A 21,162-nucleotide genomic window follows, 5' to 3' on the forward strand; every position below is an offset into this window, starting at 1 on the left:
TCGTTGTGTTGAGTCGTCGCGCGGGTTGCTGCAGGCGCGAATGGCGTGCCGCTGTTGTCCGTTGTCATGGGCGAGCCTCGTCTGGCCCAAGGGCGGGGGGCGTTCAAGGCGGCGTGGAGCGCCGTGCCGCATGCGCTACAATCCATCATCGAACTGAAGAGTCGGATGGACGAGTGAAAAAGCGTGTGGCGGCCGTCGACGACGGAAAGACCGGGTTGAAAAGCGGAACGAAAGCCGCGCTGAAACCAGCTGTCGGTACGGGCAAGACACGCACGGGCGGACAGGCGGTGCGCATGATCGACGTGGCGAACGCGGCGAACGTGTCACTGATGACTGTATCGCGGGCGCTCAACGAACCCGAGCGGCTCTCCGAGGAAACCCGTAAGCTCGTGCTCGATACGGTGCGCCGCATTGGCTACGTGCCGAATCACATCGCATCGAATCTCGCGTCGGCACGCTCGAATGTGGTCGGCCAGATCGTGCCGAGTATTCAGAATTCGCTGTATTCGCACAGCATCAAGGGCTGCGCGGACGTACTGCGTGCCGCCGGCATGCAGTTGCTGTTGGCCGACAGCGGCTATTCGCTCGAAGAGGAAGAGGCGCTGATCGATGCGTTTATTGCACAGCGCGTGTGCGGACTGGTACTGCACAATACGGTCCATACGCCGCGCGCCGCGCAGGTGATCCGCGCGGCCGGCATCCCGATCGTCGAGACGGGCGACCTCGCGCGCACGCCGCTCGACATGGCGATCAGCTACTCGAACTACGCCGCCGCCAGGGAGATGACGCTGTATCTGGCCGGCCGCGGCTACCGGTCGATCGGTTTCGTCTGCCTGACTACCCGTAACAACATGCGCGCTCGCGAGCGTCTGAAGGGCTATCACGCGGCGCTCGCCGCGCTCGGCCGTGAGCGCAATCCGGCGCTGGTGCGTGAAGTGGAGGGCGGCCTGACCTCGGGCGCGCACGCGCTCGTGGACATGATGCAGCGCGTGCAGGACGTCGACGCGATCTTCTTTGCCGGCGATGTGCTGGCTATCGGTGCGCTATTCGAAGCGCAGCGGCGCAACTGGAAAGTGCCGGAGCGCATCGCGATTGCCGGCTTCGACGACCTCGACATCCTGCGCCATACGGTGCCGCGTCTCACCTGCCTGAATCTGCCACGGCTCGAAATCGGCCGCCGCAGTGCCGAAGCGTTGCTGCAACGCTTGCGCAGCAACGAGCCAGCCGTGCCGACGCGGCTCGATCTCGGCTTCGAGATCATTCAGCGCGAAAGCACCTGACCCGGCGGGCACTCTGCCCGTCATGTGTCCGAAGCGGCCCCGTTCCGCCGCCGGTTTGTCAGCATCAGCGTGCGATATGCCGCTTACTTTTTCGATGGTTCCAGCCACGGCGTTCCACGCATGAGTTTCGCGTGGCGCCGCGCGTATTCCATTTTGCGTTTTTTTCCGGCCTGCTGCCTAGCAATGCTCCGGGCAACTCCCTATGTTGCAGCACTTTGTCTTTTCATATAAGTTAGCGCTACCATTTAACGCGGCGGGTAGTCTATACTTCGCCGAAGCCCGGCGACGGGCGCGCCAGTCGACAAGGAAAATCGCAGAATGAAGGGGAAAACTGCACTCGTAACGGGATCGTCTCATGGTTTGGGCTTTGCGATGGCCGATGCACTAGCGACAGCCGGCTGTCAGGTCGTGCTGCATGGCGTCGAGCCGCCCGCGCACGTCGAGGAGGCACGCGCGGCCTTCGAGGCAAAGCATGGCCGCCGCGCCGATTACCTGCAGGTGGATCTCGGCGATGCGTGCGCCGTCGAGCGGATGATGTTCGAAGTGATCGAGCGGCTCGGCTCGATCGACGTGCTGGTCAATAACGCGGTAGTACGCCATTTCGCGCCGATCGATGCGTTTCCGGTCGACAGGTGGGAGCAGGCGCTGGCGGTCAACCTCAGTGCGGCCTTTCACTCGATTCGCCTCGCCTTGCCGGGGATGCGCGAACGCGGCTGGGGCCGCATCTTTAATATGACGTCGGTGTACGGTATGCGCGGCACGGTCAACCGCGTCGATTACGTGACGACCAAGTCCGCGCTGCTTGGCCTTACGCGCGCGGTCGCCGCCGAAACGATGGGGCAGGGGATTACCTGCAACGCGATCTGCCCGGGTGCGGTGCATACGCCGACTAGCGAAAACCGGATTCAGGCATTGATGGAAGACACGGGACTCGACCGCGAGACGGCGGTCGAGCGTTTTCTGACCGGCAAGCAGCCGACCGGCCGCTTCGTCGAAGCGGCGCATGTCGCCGATCTCGTCGTGTTCCTGTGCGGCGATGCGGCGGCGCAGATGACAGGCGCGATGCTACCGGTGGAGGGAGGCTGGCTCGCGATCTGAGCCGTGGCGCTGCGAACGGGCCGTCATGGCAAGCTCGGGCATGCTGCGCTTGCCGTGCTTCGCTACCCGATCACGCAACTCAGCGCGAACAGATCCACCTGTGGTTCGCGCACGCGGCTCGCCACGCTTTCAATTGCGCGGCACGCAGCCGCCACACAAGCTTCGAGTGCGGTTGCTCGCGCGCTTTCGAGCATCAGCAGATGTCCGACGGTATCGTCGTGATCCGGCTCCGCATGACGTTCGACCGCGCAATGCACACCCATCATGCGCGGTTCGCGCATGATTGTGTCGCATAGCGACACGCCCTGTCGCGCATCAATTTCCCTCGGTATGCGCAGACGCAGTGTTGCCAGTGCGCCGCCGATGCCGTCTCCCGTCGTAGCCAGCACGCCGAAAGTGCCGCGCGCCGAGGTGCGCAGATGCGGCTTCATTTGCTGCGTCCATGGCGTTGGTGACGCGACGCGCGCCTGATAGGGGGCTTCGGTCAGCACCTGGTCATTGGCCAGCTCATAGCAGGCGAAATAGGCCGGGTGCCCGGTATCTAACGACGTATAGCGCCGTGCCCGCACGAAGCCGGGAATATCGACTCGCTCGCGCAAGTGTTCGCGCGTGATCCACGCGTCGTATTCACTTTCGTGAAGTTCGGGCGCGATCGTATTCCAGATCGCGAGCACTGCCTTGCCGGCAACGGCCATCGTGACGTCTCCTCGTGGTTGAAGGGATCGCGGCACACCGATTGCACGGCCGGCCGCGCTGCCAGGACTTACGATGGTAGCGCTATCCATTCGAGGCGGCAAGCAGTGAGGCGGTATGACCGATAACCTCGGATGATATGAACTATCCTGACTTTATCGGCCCGCGCGAGGTCGTGACGGGCAGCGGCACGGCATTGAGCCGCGAAGTGGTTTCGCGTTTCGTACGACGTGGCACCGAAGTCATGGCGGCAGACATTCCGCGGCGAATGCCGGGTCCGTCTCCTGCCCGGAAAGCCGGCTTCAGCCCATCAGTTCGCGCCAGCTAACTTTGGGGTCGGCGAGCGCTATCGGGTCGAGTCGTCCGTTTTTCGCCAGCACGCGGCGCAATGCGGAAATATCGCGGCCGGCATCGAAGGCGATGGCGCCCGTTACGCGGCCGTCCGCATCGAAGGCGAACAGGCTGTGCGCACCGTCCGCCGTACCGCGCATGACCCACACCGGCGCATCCGGAATGTGGCCGAGCATCTGGATGTTCACGCCCAGTTGATCGGACCAGAACCACGGTACGTCGTCGTAGCGTCGCGGCTCACCCGCCGCCGTTGCGCCGGCCGCCCGCGCCTGCAGTTCGGCGACTTGCCACGACTCGATGCGGTGCAGGCCGCTGCGGCCCTCGACCGGATGGCGCGTTACCTCTCCCGCCGCGAAGATGTACGGGTCGTCGGTACGTCCGTATGCGTCGACGAGAATGCCGTCGTCGACAGCGAGGCCCGCCTGCTGCGCCAGCTCGGTGTTCGGTATGACGCCGATGCCGATCACGATCAGGTCCGCATGAACCGGATGCGCGGCGTCTTGCAGCGCGATGCGCACGCCGCCTTGCGGTCCCTGTTCGATACGTGCGATCCGTGCACCGAGCCGCACATCGACGCCCGCCGCTCGATGCATGGCCAGTACGCGACGGCTCGCGGCGTCGGGAAACACACGTGCGAGTAGCCGGTCAGCCAGATCGATCACGGTGACGGTGCAGCCGTGGTGCCGCGCTGCCGCGGCCACCTCGAGGCCGATGAAGCCGCCGCCGATCACGGCCACATTCGCGCCGGCCCGCAGGCGCGGCTGCAAACGATGCGCGTCGTCGCGCGTGCGCAGATAGAAAACATCGTCGTCCAGTTCGCGCGGCAGCGGCAGACGTCGCACGCGCGAGCCGGTGGCGAGAATCAGTTGCCCGTAGCGATAGCGATGACCCGCGGCGGTATCGACCACGCGGGCCGTTTTGTCGACCGCTGTCGCGCGCTCGCCTGGTCGCACCTCGATACGTTCGTCGGCGAACTGTGCGGCGCTGAGCTTTTCGCACGCGGCGCTATTGGCCAGATCATGCAAGACGTCTTTCGAGAGCGGCGGGCGATCGTAGGGCAAATGCATCTCATCGCCGAGAATCGCGATGCGCGCGTCCGGCCGTACCGCGCGTGCGGCTTGCGCGGCGCATCGTCCTGCCTGACCGCCACCGATTATCAGAATGTCGAACTGTTGGTTCATGGATTCACGCAAATGAAAAGGACGGGACAGGAGCGCAAGGATTGCATGCAATCCGTTTTCGCGAATGTCGGGTATCTACTCATTCCATGCATTTAGGTTAGCGCTATCATAGCGCCACGCGAAATCGATACGGTGAAGTCGAAAGGGTCCAATACCAGGGAGACACGACGCATGAGATTCGGGGCATTCTGCTGTGCGGCCATCACGGTACTTTCCGCCGGCTGGTCAATCCAGGCATCGGCGCAGATTTCAGGCGACGCCGTGAAAATAGGCTTTCTCACCGATATTTCGGGAACCTACGCCGACAACGACGGGCAGGGCGGCGTGGAGGCGATCAGGATGGCAGTCGCCGATTTCGGCGGCACGGTCAACGGCAAGAAGATCGAGCTGCTGTATGCGGATCATCTGAACAAGGTGGACGTCGCGAACAACAAGGCGCACGAGTGGTTCGATCAGGACGGCCTCGACATGATGATCGGCGGCGCTAACTCGAGTGTCGGCCTCGCGCTGGCGAAACTGTCGGCCGAGAAGAAAAAGCCGTTCATGGCGGTCACCGCGGCAACCGCGCGGCTCACCAACGAAGACTGCACGCCGTACACGGTTGCCTACGCATACGACACGATCTCGGTGTCGCGCGGCACGGGGGGCGCGATCGTCGATCAGGGCGGCAAGACCTGGTTCTTCATCACCGCGGACTACGCGTTCGGTACATCGCTGCAGGACGAAACGGCGAAGGTCGTGCAGGCGAAGGGCGGCAAGGTATTGGGTTCGGTCAGGCACCCGGTGGGTGCGTCGCCTAACTTCTCCTCGCTGGTGTTGCAGGCACAGGCGTCGAAAGCGCAGATTCTCGGCTTGGCCACCAGCGGCGGCGATCTGATCAATGCGGTGAAAACGGCGAACCAGTTCGGCGTCAACAAGACGATGCACCTCGCCGCGATTCTTACGCACATCACCGAGATAAATTCTCTCGGCCTCAATCTGACCCAGGGCATGTATCTCACGGACAGCTGGTACTGGGATCAGGATGACGAATCGCGTGCGTGGTCCAAACGCTTCTTCGCGATCGTGCATCGCATGCCGACCGCGATGCAGGCGGCCGACTACTCGGCCACACTCACTTATCTGAAAGCGGTCAAGGCGCTCAATAGCGATGACGGCGACAAGGTGATGGCCTACATGAAGACGCATCCGATCGACGACCTGTTCACGAAGCATGGCACGATCCGTCCCGACGGACGCATGGTGCACGACATGTATCTACGCCAGGTGAAGACGCCGGCCGAGTCGAAATATCCGTGGGATTACTACAAGACGATTCGCACGATTCCAGGCGATCAGGCATTCAACACGAAAGCCGAATCGCAATGCAAGTTGTGGAAGTGACGCGGCGGGCTTGCGGAATCAGATATGGAAATTTTCGGCTATCCGGTACAGGCTGTCCTGTCCCAACTGGTGATCGGTCTCGTCAACGGCTCGTTTTACGCGATGTTGTCGCTCGGTCTCGCGATCATTTTCGGTTTGCTCAATGTAATCAACCTGTCGCACGGCGCGCTGTACATGCTCGGCGCGTTCGCGACGTGGATGGGGCTCGACTATCTCGGCCTCAGCTACTGGGCAATGCTGATTCTTGCACCGCTGATCGTCGGGTTGATCGGCGTCGTGATCGAGAAGACGATGCTGCGCTGGCTCTACAAGCTGGATCACCTGTACGGGCTGCTGCTGATGATCGGCCTCGCGAGCTTTCTCGAAGGCCTGCTGCAGTCGTTCTATGGCGCCTCGGGCGTGTCGTATTCGGCGCCCGACGCGCTGAACGGTGCCGCCGATCTCGGCTTCATGGTGCTGCCGGTGTATCAGGCGTGGGTCGTCGCGGTAAGCCTCGTCGTATGTTTCGCGACCTGGTATGCGATCGAGCGCACACGTCTGGGCTCGTATCTACGGGCGGGCACCGAGAACCCGCGCCTCGTCGAGGCTTTCGGCATCAACGTGCCGCGCCTGATCACGCTGACCTACGCTTTCGGCGTGGGCCTCGCCGGACTGGCCGGCGTGCTGGCCGCACCCACGGTGCAGGTGTCGCCACAGATGGGTTCGAACCTGATCGTCGTGGTGTTCGCGGTGGTGGTGATCGGCGGGTTGAGTTCGATCGTCGGCGCGATCGTCACGGGGCTCGTGCTCGGGGTGGCGGAAGCGCTGGTCAGCCTGTTCTATCCGCAGGCGTCGGCTACGGTCGTATTCGTCATTATGGCGATCGTACTGGTGCTGCGCCCAGCGGGCCTGTTCGGCAAGGAGCGTTGAACATGCATGCATCCGACCGTTATGTGCTTCACGGGAGATTCGCGCGATGATCGACAGAAAAGTCGCTTATGGCTTCGCAGTCGTCGTATTCCTGCTGGCTCCGCATTTCGTTTATCCGCTGTTTCTGATGAACGTGCTGTGCTTCGCACTGTTCGCGTGTTCGTTCAATCTTCTGATCGGCTTCGCCGGGCTGGTGTCGTTCGGGCATGCCGCGTTCTTCGGTGGCGCGGGTTATATCGCCGGCTATGTGCTCGCGACGCTGCACTGGCCGTTTGCGCTCGGCATCGTCGCCGGCATCGTGACGGGCGCATTGATGGGGCTGGGCTTCGGCCTGCTGGCCGCACGTCGCAACGGTATCTATTTCTCGATGATTACTCTCGCGCTCGCGCAGATGATTTACTTCGTATTCCTGCAGGCACCGTTTACCGGCGGCGAGGACGGCTTGCAGGGGATTCCGCGCGGCACGCTCGCGGGTCTCGATCTGACCGACGATATGACGTTCTATTACGTCGTGCTTGCAATCACCTCCCTCGGCTACGTGCTCATGCTGCGGGTCGTGCATTCACCGTTCGGCCAGGTACTGCTCGCGATCCGCGAAAACGAAGCGAGGGCCGTGTCGCTCGGGTATGACGTTACGCGTCACAAGCTGCTTGCGTTCGTGCTGTCGACCTCGCTCGCCGGGCTCGCGGGAGCGACGAAGGCAGTCTCGGTCGGCACGCAGACGCTCACCGATGCGCACTGGGCGATGTCCGGCCTCGTCATCCTGATGGTGCTGATCGGCGGTATGGGCACCTATTTCGGTCCGGTGATCGGCGCGTTGGTCATCGTCGCACTCGAGAGCAAGCTCGGCGACTTCGGCAATCTGCTCGCGGAGACCACGCATGTCGACTGGTTCAGGCAGATCGGCGTCTCGGTGACGATGGTGACGGGGCTGATCTTCGTGGTGTGCGTGCTGACGTTCAGGCGTGGCATCGTCGGTTCGATGCTGGCGTTGTCGCGCAAGGCGGGTGGGCAGGGAGCGCGTCAACATGGATGACCTGATTCTCGAAACGCGCGATCTGAGCAAGGACTTCAAGGGCTTCACCGCGGTCAATCGCGTGAACCTGAAAGTGCGGCGCGGGCATATCCATGCGCTGCTCGGGCCGAACGGCGCGGGCAAGACGACCTGCTTCAACCTGCTGACGAAGACGCTGGCGCCCACTTCCGGCCGCATCTTGTTCAACGGAATCGACATTACCTCGCAACGGCCGTCGCAGGTCGCGCGACGCGGCATTGTGCGTTCGTTCCAGATTTCGGCGGTGTTTCCGCATATGACGGTGTTGCAGAACGTGCGTGTCGGCTTGCAGCGCGCGACGGGCACGTCGTACCAGTTCTGGCGTAGCGAACGGGCGCTGAACGTGCTTAATGAGCGCGCCATGCAGTTGCTGGAGGAAGTCGATCTCAGCAGCTTCGCGGATCGCGTCGTCACGGATCTGCCGTACGGCCGCAAACGCGCACTCGAAATCGCGACCACGCTTGCGATGGACCCGGAACTGATGCTGCTCGACGAGCCGACCTCCGGCATGGGACACGAAGACGTCGAACGCGTGACCGAACTGATCAGGAAAGTGTCGGCGGGACGCACGGTGTTGATGGTCGAACACAACATGGCAATGGTCGCGGGTATCAGCGACCGCATTACGGTGCTGCAGCGCGGCGCGATTCTCGCCGAGGGCGATTACCAGACCGTGTCGACCGATCCACTGGTTGTCGAAGCGTATATCGGCGCGCCGCAGGAACCGCAGCGCAGGGAGGTTGCATGAGCGAGGCCGCATTGCAAGTCAGCAACCTGCATGCCTGGTATGGGGAGTCGCACGTGCTGCATGGCGTCGACCTGACGGTCGGACACGGCGAAGTGGTCAGCTTGCTCGGTCGCAATGGTTCCGGCCGTACGACGCTGCTGCGCGCGGTGTTCGGCCTGACAGGTGCCCGTAAGGGGTCGATCCGGATCGGCGGGGTCGAGGCGATCGGCCGGCCCACGCATCGTATCGCGCATATGGGCGTCGGGTATTGCCCGGAAGAGCGTGGCATTTTCGCGTCGCTGAACGTTGAGGAAAACCTGCTGTTGCCGCCCGCGTTGTCGAAGCATGGCGAAGGGATGTCGATGCAGGAGATCTACGAGGTGTTTCCGAATCTGCACGAGCGCCGCACGAGCCAGGGTACGTGGCTGTCGGGCGGTGAGCAGCAAATGCTCGCGCTCGCGCGCATCCTGAGAGCCGGTGCGCGGATTCTGTTGCTCGACGAGATTTCGGAGGGGCTCGCGCCGGTGATCGTGCAGGCGCTCGGCCGGATGATCCGCATGCTCAAGGAGCGCGGCTACACGATCCTGATGGTCGAGCAGAATTTCCGCTTCGCCGCGCCGCTCGCGGACCGTTTCTATGTGATGGAGCACGGCGAGGTCGCCGAATATTTCGCGGCGCCCGAGCTGCCGTCGAAGATGGCGCGCCTTGGCGCGTTGCTCGGCGTCTAGCGCATGGGCGCACGGGCACGGCGCGCAGTCGCCGGTTTGATCGTGAAATGTTACGCGCTGGGTTGGGTTTGGATGGATGGCGCTAACACGAAGTTTTTTCCGTATTCAGGCGGATCGCCCGGACTCAGACGCTCGCGGCCCGGGCGCGGTGAGTGAAGGACGACAACGAGAGCGGCAACGCTCCATTTGGGAGAACGTGAATGTCTAGTCGGACCGGTGCGCAGGTATTGATCGAACAACTGGCGGCTCGCGGCGTGACGCGGATTTTCGGCGTGCCGGGCGGCGATTGCAGTCTCGATGTGATCGAGGCGGCAAACGAGGCAGGGATCGAATTCGTCGTGACGCGCACGGAAAACTCGGCTGCGATGATGGCGGCAGTCACGGCCGAACTGACCGGCAGTCTCGGCGTCGTGCTGACGACGCGCGGCCCCGGTCTCGCGAACGGCGTGAACGGTGTCGCGTATGCAGCGCTGGACCGCGCGCCGATCGTGCTGATAGGCGACGGTTACGAGCACGAGCAGGCTTTTATCAGCCATCAGCGTTTCGATCAGACGCGCGTGCTGGAGCCGCTGATCAAGGGCGCCGCGCGGCTCGACACGCCGGTTGCGCTGCCGGCCGTCGGCGCGTTGCTCGACACCGCGTTGAGCGCACCGTACGGACCGGTCTATCTGGAAGTCACCGGCGCGGGCATGCGCGGTACGGTGCCGGCCGATGCGGTGCCCGTGCAGGTCGCGAGGCCAGTGCCCGCCGCTCCCGGGCCCGCCGTCTTCGAGCATGCGCGCAAGGTGCTGGCAGCGGCGAGGCGGCCTGTGATCATCGCTGGTTTGCAGGCGGCCGAGGCGCGTGCCAGCGAAGCCTTGCGCCGGCTCGCCGCAAAGCTGCAATGCCCGGTGTTGGCGACGTACAAGGCGAAGGGCGTATTGCACGACGCCGATCCGCTCATGCTCGGCTCGTACATCGGTGGTGCCGCGGAAGACGAGACGCTGCGCAGTGCGGATCTGTTCGTGCTGTTCGGCGCGGACCCGGTCGAATTCGCGCCGCAGCCGTGGCGCTATACGACACCGGTGCTCGATATCGCGCTGCATTCATTCCCGCGTCACTACTTTAACCCGGTCGCATCCGTGATCGGCGATCTGGCCGTTGCCGCCGCGCAACTTGAGGTCGGTCTTGCACGCAGCGACTGGCACAGCACGCAGCTCGGCACGCTGAAGGAAGGCATGCGTGCGCGCGCGCTGACGCACGGCGGCGGCCCGATTACGCCGCAGTCGCTAACCGAGGCCGCCTGCGCGGCGCTGCCGGCGAACGCACGTATCACTGTCGATGCAGGCGCGCACATGCTGCCCGTGATGGCGCACTTCCAGGCGAACGCGCCGCGCGACGTGCTGATCTCGCGCGGTCTCGCGACAATGGCCTTCGCGTTGCCGGCCGCGATCGGCGCGGCGCTCGCCGAGCCGAACCGGCCAGTGGTCGCCTTCACCGGCGACGGCGGGCTGATGATGTGCGCGGCCGAATTCGCCACCGCCGTGCAGGCAGGCTGCAAGCTGACGGTAGTGGTTTTCAACGACTCGAGCATGACGCTGATCGGCGTCAAGCAGCGTCGCCGCGATCTGCCGCATGCCGGGGTCGATTATTCGCACACCGACTTCGCGCAGGTCGCGCGTGGTTTCGGCGCCAGGGGCTGGCGCGTCGAGGATCCGGCGCAACTGGCCGATGCGCTGAGTGCGGCGCTCGCGGCCGACGGTCCGAGCGTGGTCGACGTCGTGATCGATCCGGAGCCGTATCACGCGCAGATCCGCTCGCTGCGCGGCTGAACGCCGCGTGGCGCGACGCAGTAGATATCAGGACCACTGAAGGAGAGCCGCAACGATGACTCAGCAACCTGGGAGCATGCAGGACCTCGACGCTGCCGGCCGTGCGCAGATACGCGCCGAACTGCGCGATTTCTACGACGACTATGCATTCGCGCTCGACGAATTCGACCTCGATCGCTGGTCGACATTTTTCACCGACGATTGCCTGTATCGGGTGGTGTCGCTCGAGAACCATACCGCGCAACTGCCGCTGTCGACGATGCAGTGCGAGGGCATCGGCATGATCCGCGACCGCATTGCCGGCATCCGCGAGACGGCCGTGTTCGAGCCTCGCGTGCTGCGCCATATGGTGAACGGCGTGCAGGTCAACGCGATCGACGCGCAGGGCTGGTCGTCGCAGGCGAACTTCGCGATTTTCGAAAGCATGTCGGACCGCGAAGCGCATCTGCTGCTGGTTGGCCGCTATATCGACCGCGTCGTGCGCGAGGGCGGCGCGCTGAAATTCCGTCAGCGGATCTGCGTGTTCGACAATTACCGCATCCGCACGTCGTTGATTTATCCCGTCTAACGAGGCACGCCGAATGAATACGAGCACGGTTTCCACCGCGCAGTTGCGCCGCTGGCCAGAACAGCGCGACGCGCGCATTCCTGCCTGGATCTATTCCGATCCGGATCTGTTCAAGCGCGAAATGGAAGTCTTCTACGAAGGCTCCACCTGGAATTTCGTTGGTCTCGCCTGTGAAATCGCCGAGCCGGGCGCGTTCAAACGCAGTTGGATCGGCACGCGCCCGGTACTGATGGTGCGCGATGAAGACGGCACCATCAATGTGGTCGAGAACCGCTGCGCGCATCGCGGATCGATGCTGTGCTGGAAAAACAATGGTGTCGTGAAGGACTTCACTTGTCCCTATCACCACTGGAGCTACGATCTGAAGGGCAACCTGCTCGGCCTGCCGTTTTTACGCGGCGCAATGGGCAAGGGCGGCATGCCGCGGGATTTCGCCAAGGGCGAGCACGGCCTGCGCAAGCTGCGCGTAGAGGAACGCAAAGGTCTCGTGTGGGCGACCTTCGACGAATCGGCACCGGATCTCGAGGCCTATCTGGGTGACGAAATCGCCGCGCTGATCGATCGCGCAACCGGCAACGGCCGTCTCAAACTGCTCGGCTACAACCGCCAGCTATTGCCATGCAACTGGAAACTGTATGTCGAGAACAGTCGCGATCCGTATCACGCGACGCTGCTGCACAGCTTTTTCCTGACCTTCGGCCTGCTGCGTGCGGATACCGCGTTCAAGGCGGTGCCGACGCTCGGCGGCCGCCACGCGATCATGGCGTCGACCTATTCGGCCGCTACCGCGAGCGAGAAGAACGAAGTCACGCAGCAGCTTGCGTCGCTGAAAAGCGATTTCTCGCTGCAGGACATGGACATGGTGCGGCCCGTTGACGAATTCGGCGACAGTTCGATGATCAATTTCTCGGTATTGCCGTCGGTGTTCTTTCAGCAGCATGGAAATTCGCTGGCGATCCGCCATGTGATTCCGAAGTCGGAATCGCAGACGGAGCTGTCGTGGACGCACTACGGCTTCGAGGACGACGACGAGACGATGCAGAACCGCCGCATCAAGCAGGCGAATCTGATGGGGCCGGCCGGCTATGTCGCGGTCGACGACAGCGAAGTGCTCGCGCTGATGCAGCCAGTTGCGCAAAGCGCGCCGGATTCGGTGCAGGCCGTCGAGATGGGCGGGCGCGATTACGCGCCGCAGGAAACCATGCTGACGGAGACGCTGATCCGCAGCTTCTATCACTACTACCGCGAAAAAATGGGCCTCTGAGCTGCCCGACTGGGAGACAGACACGATGAGCGAATGGCACCCCGCAATCCAGGCCGACGCCGTGGCGGAGGGCACGCCGTGCCCGCTGCTGATCGGCGATACGCCAATCGCGCTGTACCGGCTGGGCCGCGAAGTCTATGCGATCAGCGACCGCTGCACGCACGAGCCCGAGGTGCGGCTGTCGGATGGTTTTATCGACGGCGACGTGATCGAATGCCCGATGCACCAGTCGTGCTTCTCGATCCGCACCGGCAAGGTGATCGGTCCTCCCGCGCGTGAAGACGTGCGCGCGTATCCGATCAGGATCGAAGACGGCACCGTCTACGTCGAGTTGTAGCAGGCGGTTATCGCGCCGCGGTTCATGCGATCGCGGTTCGGAAAAGGGCAGGTAGCAGCGGTAAGAGGCAGGCCACGGTCCGCCCGCAAACACATCGGCTTGCGATGCGCGCGATGCCGGGTGGCATTAGGTTGCATCGCCAGTTAAGTGTTTAGGATCACATATAAAAATCTCAAAATCACATTCAATGGAGACACCGGGGTGGACTTGCACCTCCCGGTCAGGAGAACAACGATGAAGAAGAAACTGATTCTGGCTTCGCTCGTGCTCGGCACGGGCGCCGGCGCGGCCTGCGCGCAAAGCAGCGTGACGCTGTACGGTATTCTCGATGCCGGCATCGGGTATTCGAACAACCAGGCGGTTACCGTGACACCGGGCGCGGCGGGTCGGCCCGCGATGCTGGTGAACCATTCGAAGCTCGGCTTCGTCAGCGGTTCGACCTTTGCGGATCGCTGGGGTCTGAAGGGCGTCGAGGATCTGGGCGGCGGCTATCGTGCGGTATTTACGTTGGAGAACGGTTTCAATATCGGCACCGGCGCGTTCGCGTCGGCCGGTACGATGTTCAATCGTCAGGCGTTCGTCGGTCTGGGCAATACGCGCTATGGCACGTTGACCTTTGGGCGTCAGTACGATCCGCTGGTCGACCTCGTCGAGCCGCTCGGGCCGACGCGCTTTCTGAACGGTATTGCAGCGCATCCGGGCGACCTCGACGATTTCGACAATAGCCTGCGCATCAGCAACTCGGTCAAATACACGAGCCCCGTGATGGGCGGCTTTACCATCGAGGCGTTGTACGGTTTCGGCGGACAGCCGGGATCGATGCACGACAAAAGCACCTACGGTATCGGGGCGGTTTATGCTCGCGGTCCGCTCGCGGGCAGCGTCGCGTACTACCGTGCGGACAATAGCAAGACGGGTCCCGACGACGTGACGAACGGCACGTGGGTCGGCTCGTCGGACAGCATTTTCAATTCGTCGATCAACGCGGGTTTCGCGTCGGCGGAAACCTTGCAGATCATCGGCACCGCGTGGAATTACGTGATCGGCCCGGTCACGCTCGGCTTGAACTACAGCAACGTGCAGTACAGGCCGGGGCCGTTCTCGCTGTTCCATCGCAATCAGAAATTCAACACGGGCGGCGCCGTTGCGTCGTGGCAAGTCACCTCGACGCTCGCGCTTGCCACGGCGTACGCGTATTCGCGCGGCAGTTCGGTGGACGGTTCGTCATCGCCTCCGCAGTACAACCAGATCAGCGTCGCTGCGTTCAAGAATCTGTCGAAACGGACCATCCTGTTCCTCGTCGGCGGCTATCAGCATGCGTCGGGCCGCACGCTCGACGCGTTCGGCAACGTGGTCGACGCAACCGCTTCTGTGGGCGATGCGTCGAATGGCGGCGGCTCATCGGCGTCGAATTCACAGGTGGTCGTGCGTGCCGGCATCCGGCATCACTTCTGACGGGCGCCAGGTTCTGCGCCCGGCGCGTCGGTTGCGCCGGACGCTTCTTTTGCATGGAGGAATAACAGCGTGAGCTTTGCATCGCTTCAAGGAAAAGTTGTCATCGTAACGGGGGCCGGCAGCGGCATCGGCGCGGCAACCGCACGGCGGCTCGCCGAGGACGGCGCGCGCGTCGTCGTGGTCGATGTCGAGCGCGCACTGGCGCAGGAGGTCGCGGCTTCATTGCCGGAACCCGGCAACGCACTGGCTGTTCAGGCAGACGTGTCACGCGAAGAAGATGTCGAGCGCTATATGCGCGAGACGCTCGATAGATTCGGACGCGTCGATCTGCATCACCTGAACGCGGGCATCGTCGGAACGCTGGCGCTCTTTCCGGACATCGGCGTCGACGAATTCGATGCGGTCATGCGCGTGAATCTGCGCGGCCCGTTTCTCGGTGCGCGCGCGGCCTTTCGTCAATACGCGGTGCAGCAGGGTACGGGCTCGATCGTGATTACCGCATCGATCGGCGCGCTGCTCGGCAGTGACGACCTGTTGCCGTACCAGACCTCGAAGCACGGTGTGCTCGGGATCGTGCATGGAGGGGCGATGTACGGGGGGCCGCGTGGTATTCGCGTCAACGCGGTTGCGCCGGGACTGGTGCCGACCGCGCTGTTCGCTGCCAATGCCGCTGGCTCCGGCGCCGGCGGCGATGTGGTGCAGCGCGGCACGACTGTGCCGATGCGGCGAGTCGGCACGCCGGACGAAGTCGCCAATGCGGTCGCATTCCTGCTCAGCGACGAGTCCAGTTATATCAACGGCGACGTGCTGTCGGTGGACGGCGGCTCGGCGATCGTGAGCACCGTGAGGCCAAGCGGTGGCGCGGGACAGTGGAATACGGCGGGGGTGGACGGCCGCGTCTGATACCGGCTGGCGGGCGCCACGCACGCCGTACTGTACCGGTATGCGCTCCAATCGCATTGCAACATACGTACGTGTTTTCTCCGTGCATCGGCAGAAAAAATCTTGCCAGGGTAAATGTCTTCTTGACCGATTGTATTACGCGAATATAATCGATCTTTATGGTAACGCTCACATTCGATGAGCGACGCAGCGTGAAGCCGCAACCCGACAACAAGAAAAGTGCCTTTGACGGAGACAGTACCTATGCAGAACGAAGCGAGTATTGGATACCGACTGGACAGCGTGCCGCTGTCCGGTTATCACTGGCGGCTGCTTGGCTTGATCGCGGCGGGTATGTATTTCGACTCGTTCGACATCTACATCGCCGGCACGGTGCTTGCCGCAATGATCCACAGCGGCGAATCCACGCTGAAGCTCAACGCGATGTTCGTGTCCGTCACGTTCCTCGGCATGATGGCGGGCGCATGGCTGTCCGGTCTGCTCGGCGACCGCTTCGGGCGGCGTTTCTGCTATCAGTTCAATCTCGGCATCTACGGCTTCGCATCGATTGCCGCGGCGCTTGCGCCTTCGATGTACTGGCTGATTTTCTTCCGCCTCGTGATGGGCATCGGCATGGGGGCGGAGATCGTCGTTGGCTACGGCACGCTGAGTGAATTCATTCCGGCTGCGTGGCGCGGCCGGTTCGGCACGATCCTCAATCTCATCATCAATACGTCGCTGTTCCTGTCAACCTTCCTCGGCTGGCTGATCGTGCCGCACTACGGCTGGCGCTGGATGTTCGCGATCGCGGGCTGCGGCGCGCTTGTCGTGTGGTTCCTGCGCAAGTCGATGCCGGAGTCGCCGCGCTGGCTCGCATCGCGCAATCGCGTCGCCGAGGCGGACCGGATCGTGTCGAACATCGAGACCGCATGCGGCGTCGATTCAACCGCGGCGATCGCGGCTGCGGCTCAGCAGCTGCGCCATCCCGACACGCGGGACAACGGACGTCTCGGCGATCTGTTCGCGCGCCGACTGCTCACGCGCACGATTACCGGCATCACGGTGCTAGTCGCGCTGTTCGTCGTCAACTACGCGTTCGTCAGCTGGATTCCGACTTTTCTTGTCAAGCAAGGCCATAGCGTCTCGAATTCGCTGGGACTGACGGCAGTGATGTTCGCGGGCGGCCCGGTGGGTTCGCTGATCACCTTTGCACTGGCGGAGCGTGTCGGCCGCAAGTGGGGCATCGTGCTGTTTTCGCTGATCTGCGCGGGGTTTGGCGCCGCTTATCCGTTCGCGCAGTCGGAAGTGGCGATTGCCGCGCTCGGTTTCGCGATCACCTGCTGCATCTACGTGCTGTCGTCGTTCAGCGTCGCAACGTATGTGCCGGAACTGTTCCCGACCGAGCTGCGTTTGCGTGGCTCGGGCGTGTCGAATACGGTGGGCCGCGCGGTGAGCATCGTGGTGCCGTATGTGGTGGCGTCGGCGTTCACGGATTTCGGCATCGCCGGCGTGTTGGCGCTGATCGTCGGCACGCTGCTCGTGCAGGCCGCGATCGTCGGCGTACTCGGCACGGAAACGCGGCGGCGTTCGCTCGAATCGATCGCGGCCGAAGTCGGCAATACGTTTGCAGCAGGTGGCCAGCCGAACGACGATCGTGCGGCATCGGCTACGAGGCCGTAGAGGACAGCGGTGTTATCCATCAGAGCAGACCGGATCGCATTGTGCGGGCTCATCCGCATGCTCCGCGAAAGATCCGGCGAAAGCGTCACACTGTAGAGGACAAATCCGCCCATGGCAGCACAGTCAGAGAGCAGTTCCAGCCAGAGCAGCACCAACCGCCACGCCGGCCATGCGACGCAACGCATCGCGCAATGGGGTGCTGCGGCGACCTGGCGCGACGTGCCCGCCGCAGTGCGGCACGAAGCGAAGCGCGCGCTCGTCAACTATATGGCGGTCGCGCTGGCGGGCTGCACCGATCCGACGCTCGACAAGGCGGTGCGCGTCTACCAGCGCTTCGGCGCAGATCGCAGTGCGGGCATGATCGGCCGGTGCGAACGCTTCGACATGCTGAACGCCGCCGCGCTCAACGCGATGAGCGCAAACGTGTTCGATTTTGACGACACGCATATCCCGACCATCATTCATCCGAGCGCGCCGGTCGCCGCTGCGCTGTTAGCGCTCGCTCAAACACGGCCGATGACGGGCGAAGCACTGCTGCTCGCGTTCGTGCTCGGCGTCGAGGTGGAGTGCCGCATCGGTAACGCGGTTTCGCCGGAGCACTATCAACGCGGCTGGCACATCACGTCGACGTGCGGCGTGTTCGGCGCGGCCGCCGCCGTGGCCAAGGTACTGGGCCTGAACGCGCGGCAGATCGCGTGGGCGCTCGGCAATGCATCCGCGCAGGCGGGCGGTCTCGTCGAGACGCTGGGCACGATGTCGAAGAGCATCAGCGTAGGCAATGCGGCACGTAACGGCCTGCTGTCGGCGCTGCTCGCCGCCGACGATTTTTCCGGTCCCGATGCGCCGCTCGAAGGCACGCGCGGTTTTCTGCGCGTCACGGCCGCGCAGCCGAAGATCGAGGCACTGACCGACGGTCTCGGGCTCGAATGGTCGCTGCTGTCGAATACCTACAAGCCGTATCCGTGCGGCGTGGTGTTGAACCCGGTGATCGACGCGTGTCTCGATCTGCGTCGCGATGCGCATTGGAGCCTTGACGATGTCGAACGGGTCGAGCTGACGGGCCATCCGCTGCTGCGCGAACGTACCGACCGGCCCGCTGTGCGCAGCGGTCGCGAATCGCAGGTCAGCGCGCAGCACGCGGTGGCCGTCGCGCTCGCGACGGGCAAGGCCGGCCTCGCGCAGTTTAGCGATAGCGCAGTGGGCGATCCGTCGCTGCGCGCATTCGGCGCGCGCTTGCGTTTCATCGACGATCCGTCGTGGCCGGTCGAGTCGGCTCAGGTCGCTGTCGTGCTGCGCTCGGGCGACACGATATCGCGGCGTATTCAGGCGGCGCGCGGCAGTTTCGCCGCGCCACTCGCCGACGTCGAACTCGCGGCGAAGCTGCATGAACTTGCCGCATACGGCGGCTCGGGGGTCGCACCGCAACCGCTGATCGATACGCTGTGGCGTTTCGACGGCGAAGCGGATGCGGCGGTGCTGATGAAACTAGCGTGCGCGAACTGAGTAGCGCGATCGATCGATTTTCAACGGATGAGGATAGTCATGTCAGGCAGCGAACAAAGCAGCAAGCAGATCGGTTTTATCGGCGTAGGTGTGATGGGGCGGCCGATGGCGCGCCGTTTGATCGAAGCGGGGCATACGCTCGTCGTGTTCGATCGCGATGAACAGGCGGTCGCGGAACTCGCGGCGATCGGCGCGCGCGCGGCGAAGTCGGTGCGCGAAGTGGCCGACACCGCGCGCGTCGTTTTCACGAGCTTGCCGACGCCGGCGATTTTCAAGGCGGTGGCGCTCGGCGACGGCGGCCTGATCGAAGGTAGCGCGGTGAAGATTCTCGTCGATCTGTCGACGGTCGGTTCGCGCATCGAAAGGGAAGTGGCCGACGCTCTGCTCGCGAAGGGCATCGAAACCGTCGACGCGCCGGTAAGCGGCGGCGCTGCGGGCGCGAAGAAAGGCACGCTGGCGATCATGACGGCGGGCAAGCCGGCCGCGCTCGACGAGGTTCGCGCGCTGTTCGACGTGTTCGGCAAGGTGTTCGTCGTCGGCGATCAGCCAGGGCAGGGACAGTTGCTGAAGCTGCTCAACAACATGTTGTCGTCGACTGCTTTTGCGATCACGTCGGAAGCGTTCGTTGCCGGCATGCGCGGCGGCCTCGATCCCGAAGTGATGATGTCCGTGATCAATTCGGGCAGCGGCAAGAACGGCGCGACGATGGACAAATTCCCGAAACACGTGCTGACACACGGCTTCGATTTCGGTTTTCCGGTCGGCAGCGTGTGCAAGGACATCGGCCTCGCGGTGGACGAATGCCAGGCGCTCGGCGTGCCGATGTGGGTCGGCAGCGTCGCGCGTCAGGTGTGGAACTACGCGGCGATGCAGGACGGCGCGAAGCGTGACATGACCGAACTCGTCAAATACGTCGAGCGCTGGTCGTCGTCGGAGGGGCTCGCCGACTGAGCGCCTCGCAATCACTTCCGCAAACAGGCATCTGGCCGGACTTCCGGCCCATCGTACCGGATCAAACAGGGGTTATTCATGATCGTTGAAATGCGTATTTACCACTGCGCGCCGACGCGCTTGCCGGCACTGCTCGATCGCTTCACGTCGACCACGCTCGGCTTTTTCGAAAAATACGGCATCGAGCAGCTCGGTTTCTGGACCACGTTGATCGGACCGAGCAACCACGCGCTGACCTACATGCTCAAGTGGGAAAGTCTCGCCGAGCGCGAGCAGAAGTGGAACGCGTTCCAGTCCGACCCCGACTGGATCGTCAAACGCGCGGCGACGGAAGCCGAGAAGCCGATCGTCGAGCGTATCGAAAATCATTTTCTGACGCCGACCGTATTCTCGGCGCTGCGCTAGACGAGGTCTCGCAATGACACAACTCAAGCGGATCGGTTTCGTCGGTCTCGGCATGATGGGCGCGCCGATGGTGCAGTGTCTGTGCAGAGCCGGCTTCGAACTGTTCATCGCCGACGCTGACGCCGCACGCGCCGCCGCGCTCGCCGAGCAAACCGGTGCGCAGCGTCTGAATGACGACAACGCGGCATCGCTCGATGCATTGATCACGATGCTGCCGAACTCGGCGATTGTCGAGGCCGTGGTGCTCGGCGACGGTTGGGCCGCGAAACTCGCGCGGGGCGCTGTCGTCATCGACATGAGTTCGTCGGAACCGGAGCGCTCGCGCGAACTCGGCAGGACGCTCGAAGCGCGCGGCCTTGCGTATCTCGATGCGCCGGTGTCGGGCGGCGTCAAGCGCGCGAAGGAGGGCTCGCTCGCGATTCTCGTCGGCGGCGACGCGCAGGTGCTTGCGCGCTGCAAGGCGTTGCTCGATGCGATGGGCGCGAGTGTGCTGCATATCGGCGGCGCGGGCGCCGGTCATGCGGCCAAGGCGCTCAACAATTATGTGTCGGCGGCGGGACTGACCGCGACGGTCGAGGCGCTGCAGATCGCGAGCCGTTTCGGCATCGAGCCGGCCGTGATGACAGACGTGCTCAACGCGTCGTCGGGGCGCAGCAATACGTCGGAAAACAAGGTCAAGCAGTTCATGCTGAGCGGCACGTTTGCGTGGGGCTTCGCGCTGCAGTTGATGAACAAGGATCTGAAGATCGCGTATGCGCTCGCGCAGGCGGTCGGCCATCCGATGACATTTGGCACGGCCTGCATCGAGGTGTGGAACGAAGCGGCACAGCAGTCGACGCCCGTGACCGATCACACCGAAATGTACCGGCTGTTGCCAGGCGCGGCTTCCTGAGGCCGCCTTC

General features: G+C 63.5%; 20 protein-coding genes. 18 read left to right on the plus strand and 2 right to left on the minus strand.

The genetic code is table 11. From position 1 onward, the window contains the following. Positions 1-173 precede the first annotated feature (173 nt). Both F3J20_RS09805 and F3J20_RS09810 read left to right on the plus strand, forming a co-directional pair. On the plus strand, positions 174-1,280 hold the full coding sequence (locus tag F3J20_RS09805; RefSeq protein ID WP_167044429.1) for a LacI family DNA-binding transcriptional regulator: 1,107 nt from the start codon (positions 174-176) through the stop codon (positions 1,278-1,280). 318 nt (positions 1,281-1,598) lie between these two features. After that, on the plus strand, positions 1,599-2,378 hold the full coding sequence (locus F3J20_RS09810; RefSeq protein WP_167044426.1) for an SDR family NAD(P)-dependent oxidoreductase: 780 nt from the start codon (positions 1,599-1,601) through the stop codon (positions 2,376-2,378). Positions 2,379-2,440: 62 nt separating this feature from the next. On the opposite strand, the gene F3J20_RS09815 is transcribed toward F3J20_RS09810, so the two are convergent. Continuing rightward, positions 2,441-3,073 carry a DUF4286 family protein gene (locus F3J20_RS09815; RefSeq protein ID WP_167283290.1) on the minus strand — a complete coding sequence of 211 codons (633 nt, stop codon included), beginning with the start codon at positions 3,071-3,073 and terminating at the stop codon, positions 2,441-2,443. A 300-nt stretch (positions 3,074-3,373) separates the two neighbouring features. Further along, complete coding sequence (locus F3J20_RS09820) at positions 3,374-4,603, minus strand: FAD-dependent oxidoreductase (protein ID WP_167044419.1); 1,230 nt, start codon at positions 4,601-4,603, stop codon at positions 3,374-3,376. A 171-nt stretch (positions 4,604-4,774) separates the two neighbouring features. On the opposite strand from F3J20_RS09820, the gene F3J20_RS09825 reads away from it, so the two are divergent. The 16 genes from F3J20_RS09825 to F3J20_RS09900 all read left to right on the plus strand — a co-directional run bounded on the left by F3J20_RS09825 (position 4,775) and on the right by F3J20_RS09900 (position 21,152). Then, positions 4,775-5,986 carry an ABC transporter substrate-binding protein gene (locus F3J20_RS09825; RefSeq protein WP_167044417.1) on the plus strand — a complete coding sequence of 404 codons (1,212 nt, stop codon included), beginning with the start codon at positions 4,775-4,777 and terminating at the stop codon, positions 5,984-5,986. Between the two features lie 24 nt (positions 5,987-6,010). Next, positions 6,011-6,895 carry a branched-chain amino acid ABC transporter permease gene (locus tag F3J20_RS09830; RefSeq protein ID WP_167044414.1) on the plus strand — a complete coding sequence of 295 codons (885 nt, stop codon included), beginning with the start codon at positions 6,011-6,013 and terminating at the stop codon, positions 6,893-6,895. Positions 6,896-6,944: 49 nt separating this feature from the next. Beyond that, positions 6,945-7,931 (plus strand): branched-chain amino acid ABC transporter permease, encoded by a 987-nt coding sequence (locus F3J20_RS09835; RefSeq protein ID WP_345889859.1) that lies wholly within the window; start codon positions 6,945-6,947, stop codon positions 7,929-7,931. After that, on the plus strand, positions 7,924-8,697 hold the full coding sequence (locus F3J20_RS09840) for an ABC transporter ATP-binding protein (RefSeq protein ID WP_167044409.1): 774 nt from the start codon (positions 7,924-7,926) through the stop codon (positions 8,695-8,697). Before F3J20_RS09835 ends, F3J20_RS09840 begins: the two co-directional genes overlap by 8 nt. Next, positions 8,694-9,404, plus strand: a complete 711-nt coding sequence (locus F3J20_RS09845) for an ABC transporter ATP-binding protein (RefSeq protein ID WP_167283291.1) — start codon at positions 8,694-8,696, stop codon at positions 9,402-9,404. Before F3J20_RS09840 ends, F3J20_RS09845 begins: the two co-directional genes overlap by 4 nt. 200 nt (positions 9,405-9,604) lie before the next feature. Next, the gene (locus F3J20_RS09850; RefSeq protein ID WP_167283292.1) at positions 9,605-11,215 is read left to right on the plus strand and encodes a thiamine pyrophosphate-binding protein; all 1,611 of its coding nucleotides are present in this window, start codon (positions 9,605-9,607) and stop codon (positions 11,213-11,215) included. 55 nt (positions 11,216-11,270) lie between these two features. Then, complete coding sequence (locus F3J20_RS09855; protein WP_240159076.1) at positions 11,271-11,783, plus strand: aromatic-ring-hydroxylating dioxygenase subunit beta; 513 nt, start codon at positions 11,271-11,273, stop codon at positions 11,781-11,783. A gap of 13 nt (positions 11,784-11,796) precedes the next feature. Further along, complete coding sequence (locus F3J20_RS09860) at positions 11,797-13,047, plus strand: SRPBCC family protein (RefSeq protein WP_167044402.1); 1,251 nt, start codon at positions 11,797-11,799, stop codon at positions 13,045-13,047. A 25-nt stretch (positions 13,048-13,072) separates the two neighbouring features. After that, entirely contained in the window at positions 13,073-13,384 is a 312-nt protein-coding gene (locus tag F3J20_RS09865; protein ID WP_167044399.1) for a non-heme iron oxygenase ferredoxin subunit, read from the plus strand. A gap of 234 nt (positions 13,385-13,618) precedes the next feature. Then, the gene (locus F3J20_RS09870) at positions 13,619-14,839 is read left to right on the plus strand and encodes a porin (protein WP_167283293.1); all 1,221 of its coding nucleotides are present in this window, start codon (positions 13,619-13,621) and stop codon (positions 14,837-14,839) included. Positions 14,840-14,908: 69 nt separating this feature from the next. Continuing rightward, on the plus strand, positions 14,909-15,742 hold the full coding sequence (locus F3J20_RS09875; RefSeq protein ID WP_167044395.1) for a glucose 1-dehydrogenase: 834 nt from the start codon (positions 14,909-14,911) through the stop codon (positions 15,740-15,742). A 243-nt stretch (positions 15,743-15,985) separates the two neighbouring features. Next, positions 15,986-17,401: an MFS transporter gene (locus F3J20_RS09880; RefSeq protein ID WP_167283294.1), complete on the plus strand. Its 1,416-nt coding sequence runs from the start codon at positions 15,986-15,988 to the stop codon at positions 17,399-17,401. A gap of 111 nt (positions 17,402-17,512) precedes the next feature. After that, positions 17,513-18,904: an MmgE/PrpD family protein gene (locus F3J20_RS09885; RefSeq protein ID WP_167283295.1), complete on the plus strand. Its 1,392-nt coding sequence runs from the start codon at positions 17,513-17,515 to the stop codon at positions 18,902-18,904. Positions 18,905-18,943: 39 nt separating this feature from the next. After that, positions 18,944-19,855: an NAD(P)-dependent oxidoreductase gene (locus tag F3J20_RS09890; RefSeq protein ID WP_167044387.1), complete on the plus strand. Its 912-nt coding sequence runs from the start codon at positions 18,944-18,946 to the stop codon at positions 19,853-19,855. Between the two features lie 78 nt (positions 19,856-19,933). Then, positions 19,934-20,260, plus strand: a complete 327-nt coding sequence (locus tag F3J20_RS09895; protein ID WP_167283296.1) for an NIPSNAP family protein — start codon at positions 19,934-19,936, stop codon at positions 20,258-20,260. 13 nt (positions 20,261-20,273) lie between these two features. After that, entirely contained in the window at positions 20,274-21,152 is an 879-nt protein-coding gene (locus F3J20_RS09900) for an NAD(P)-dependent oxidoreductase (protein ID WP_167044381.1), read from the plus strand. Positions 21,153-21,162: the final 10 nt, after the last annotated feature.

It is taken from the genome of Paraburkholderia sp. Cy-641 (assembly GCF_011752945.1).
Lineage (GTDB): Bacteria > Pseudomonadota > Gammaproteobacteria > Burkholderiales > Burkholderiaceae > Paraburkholderia.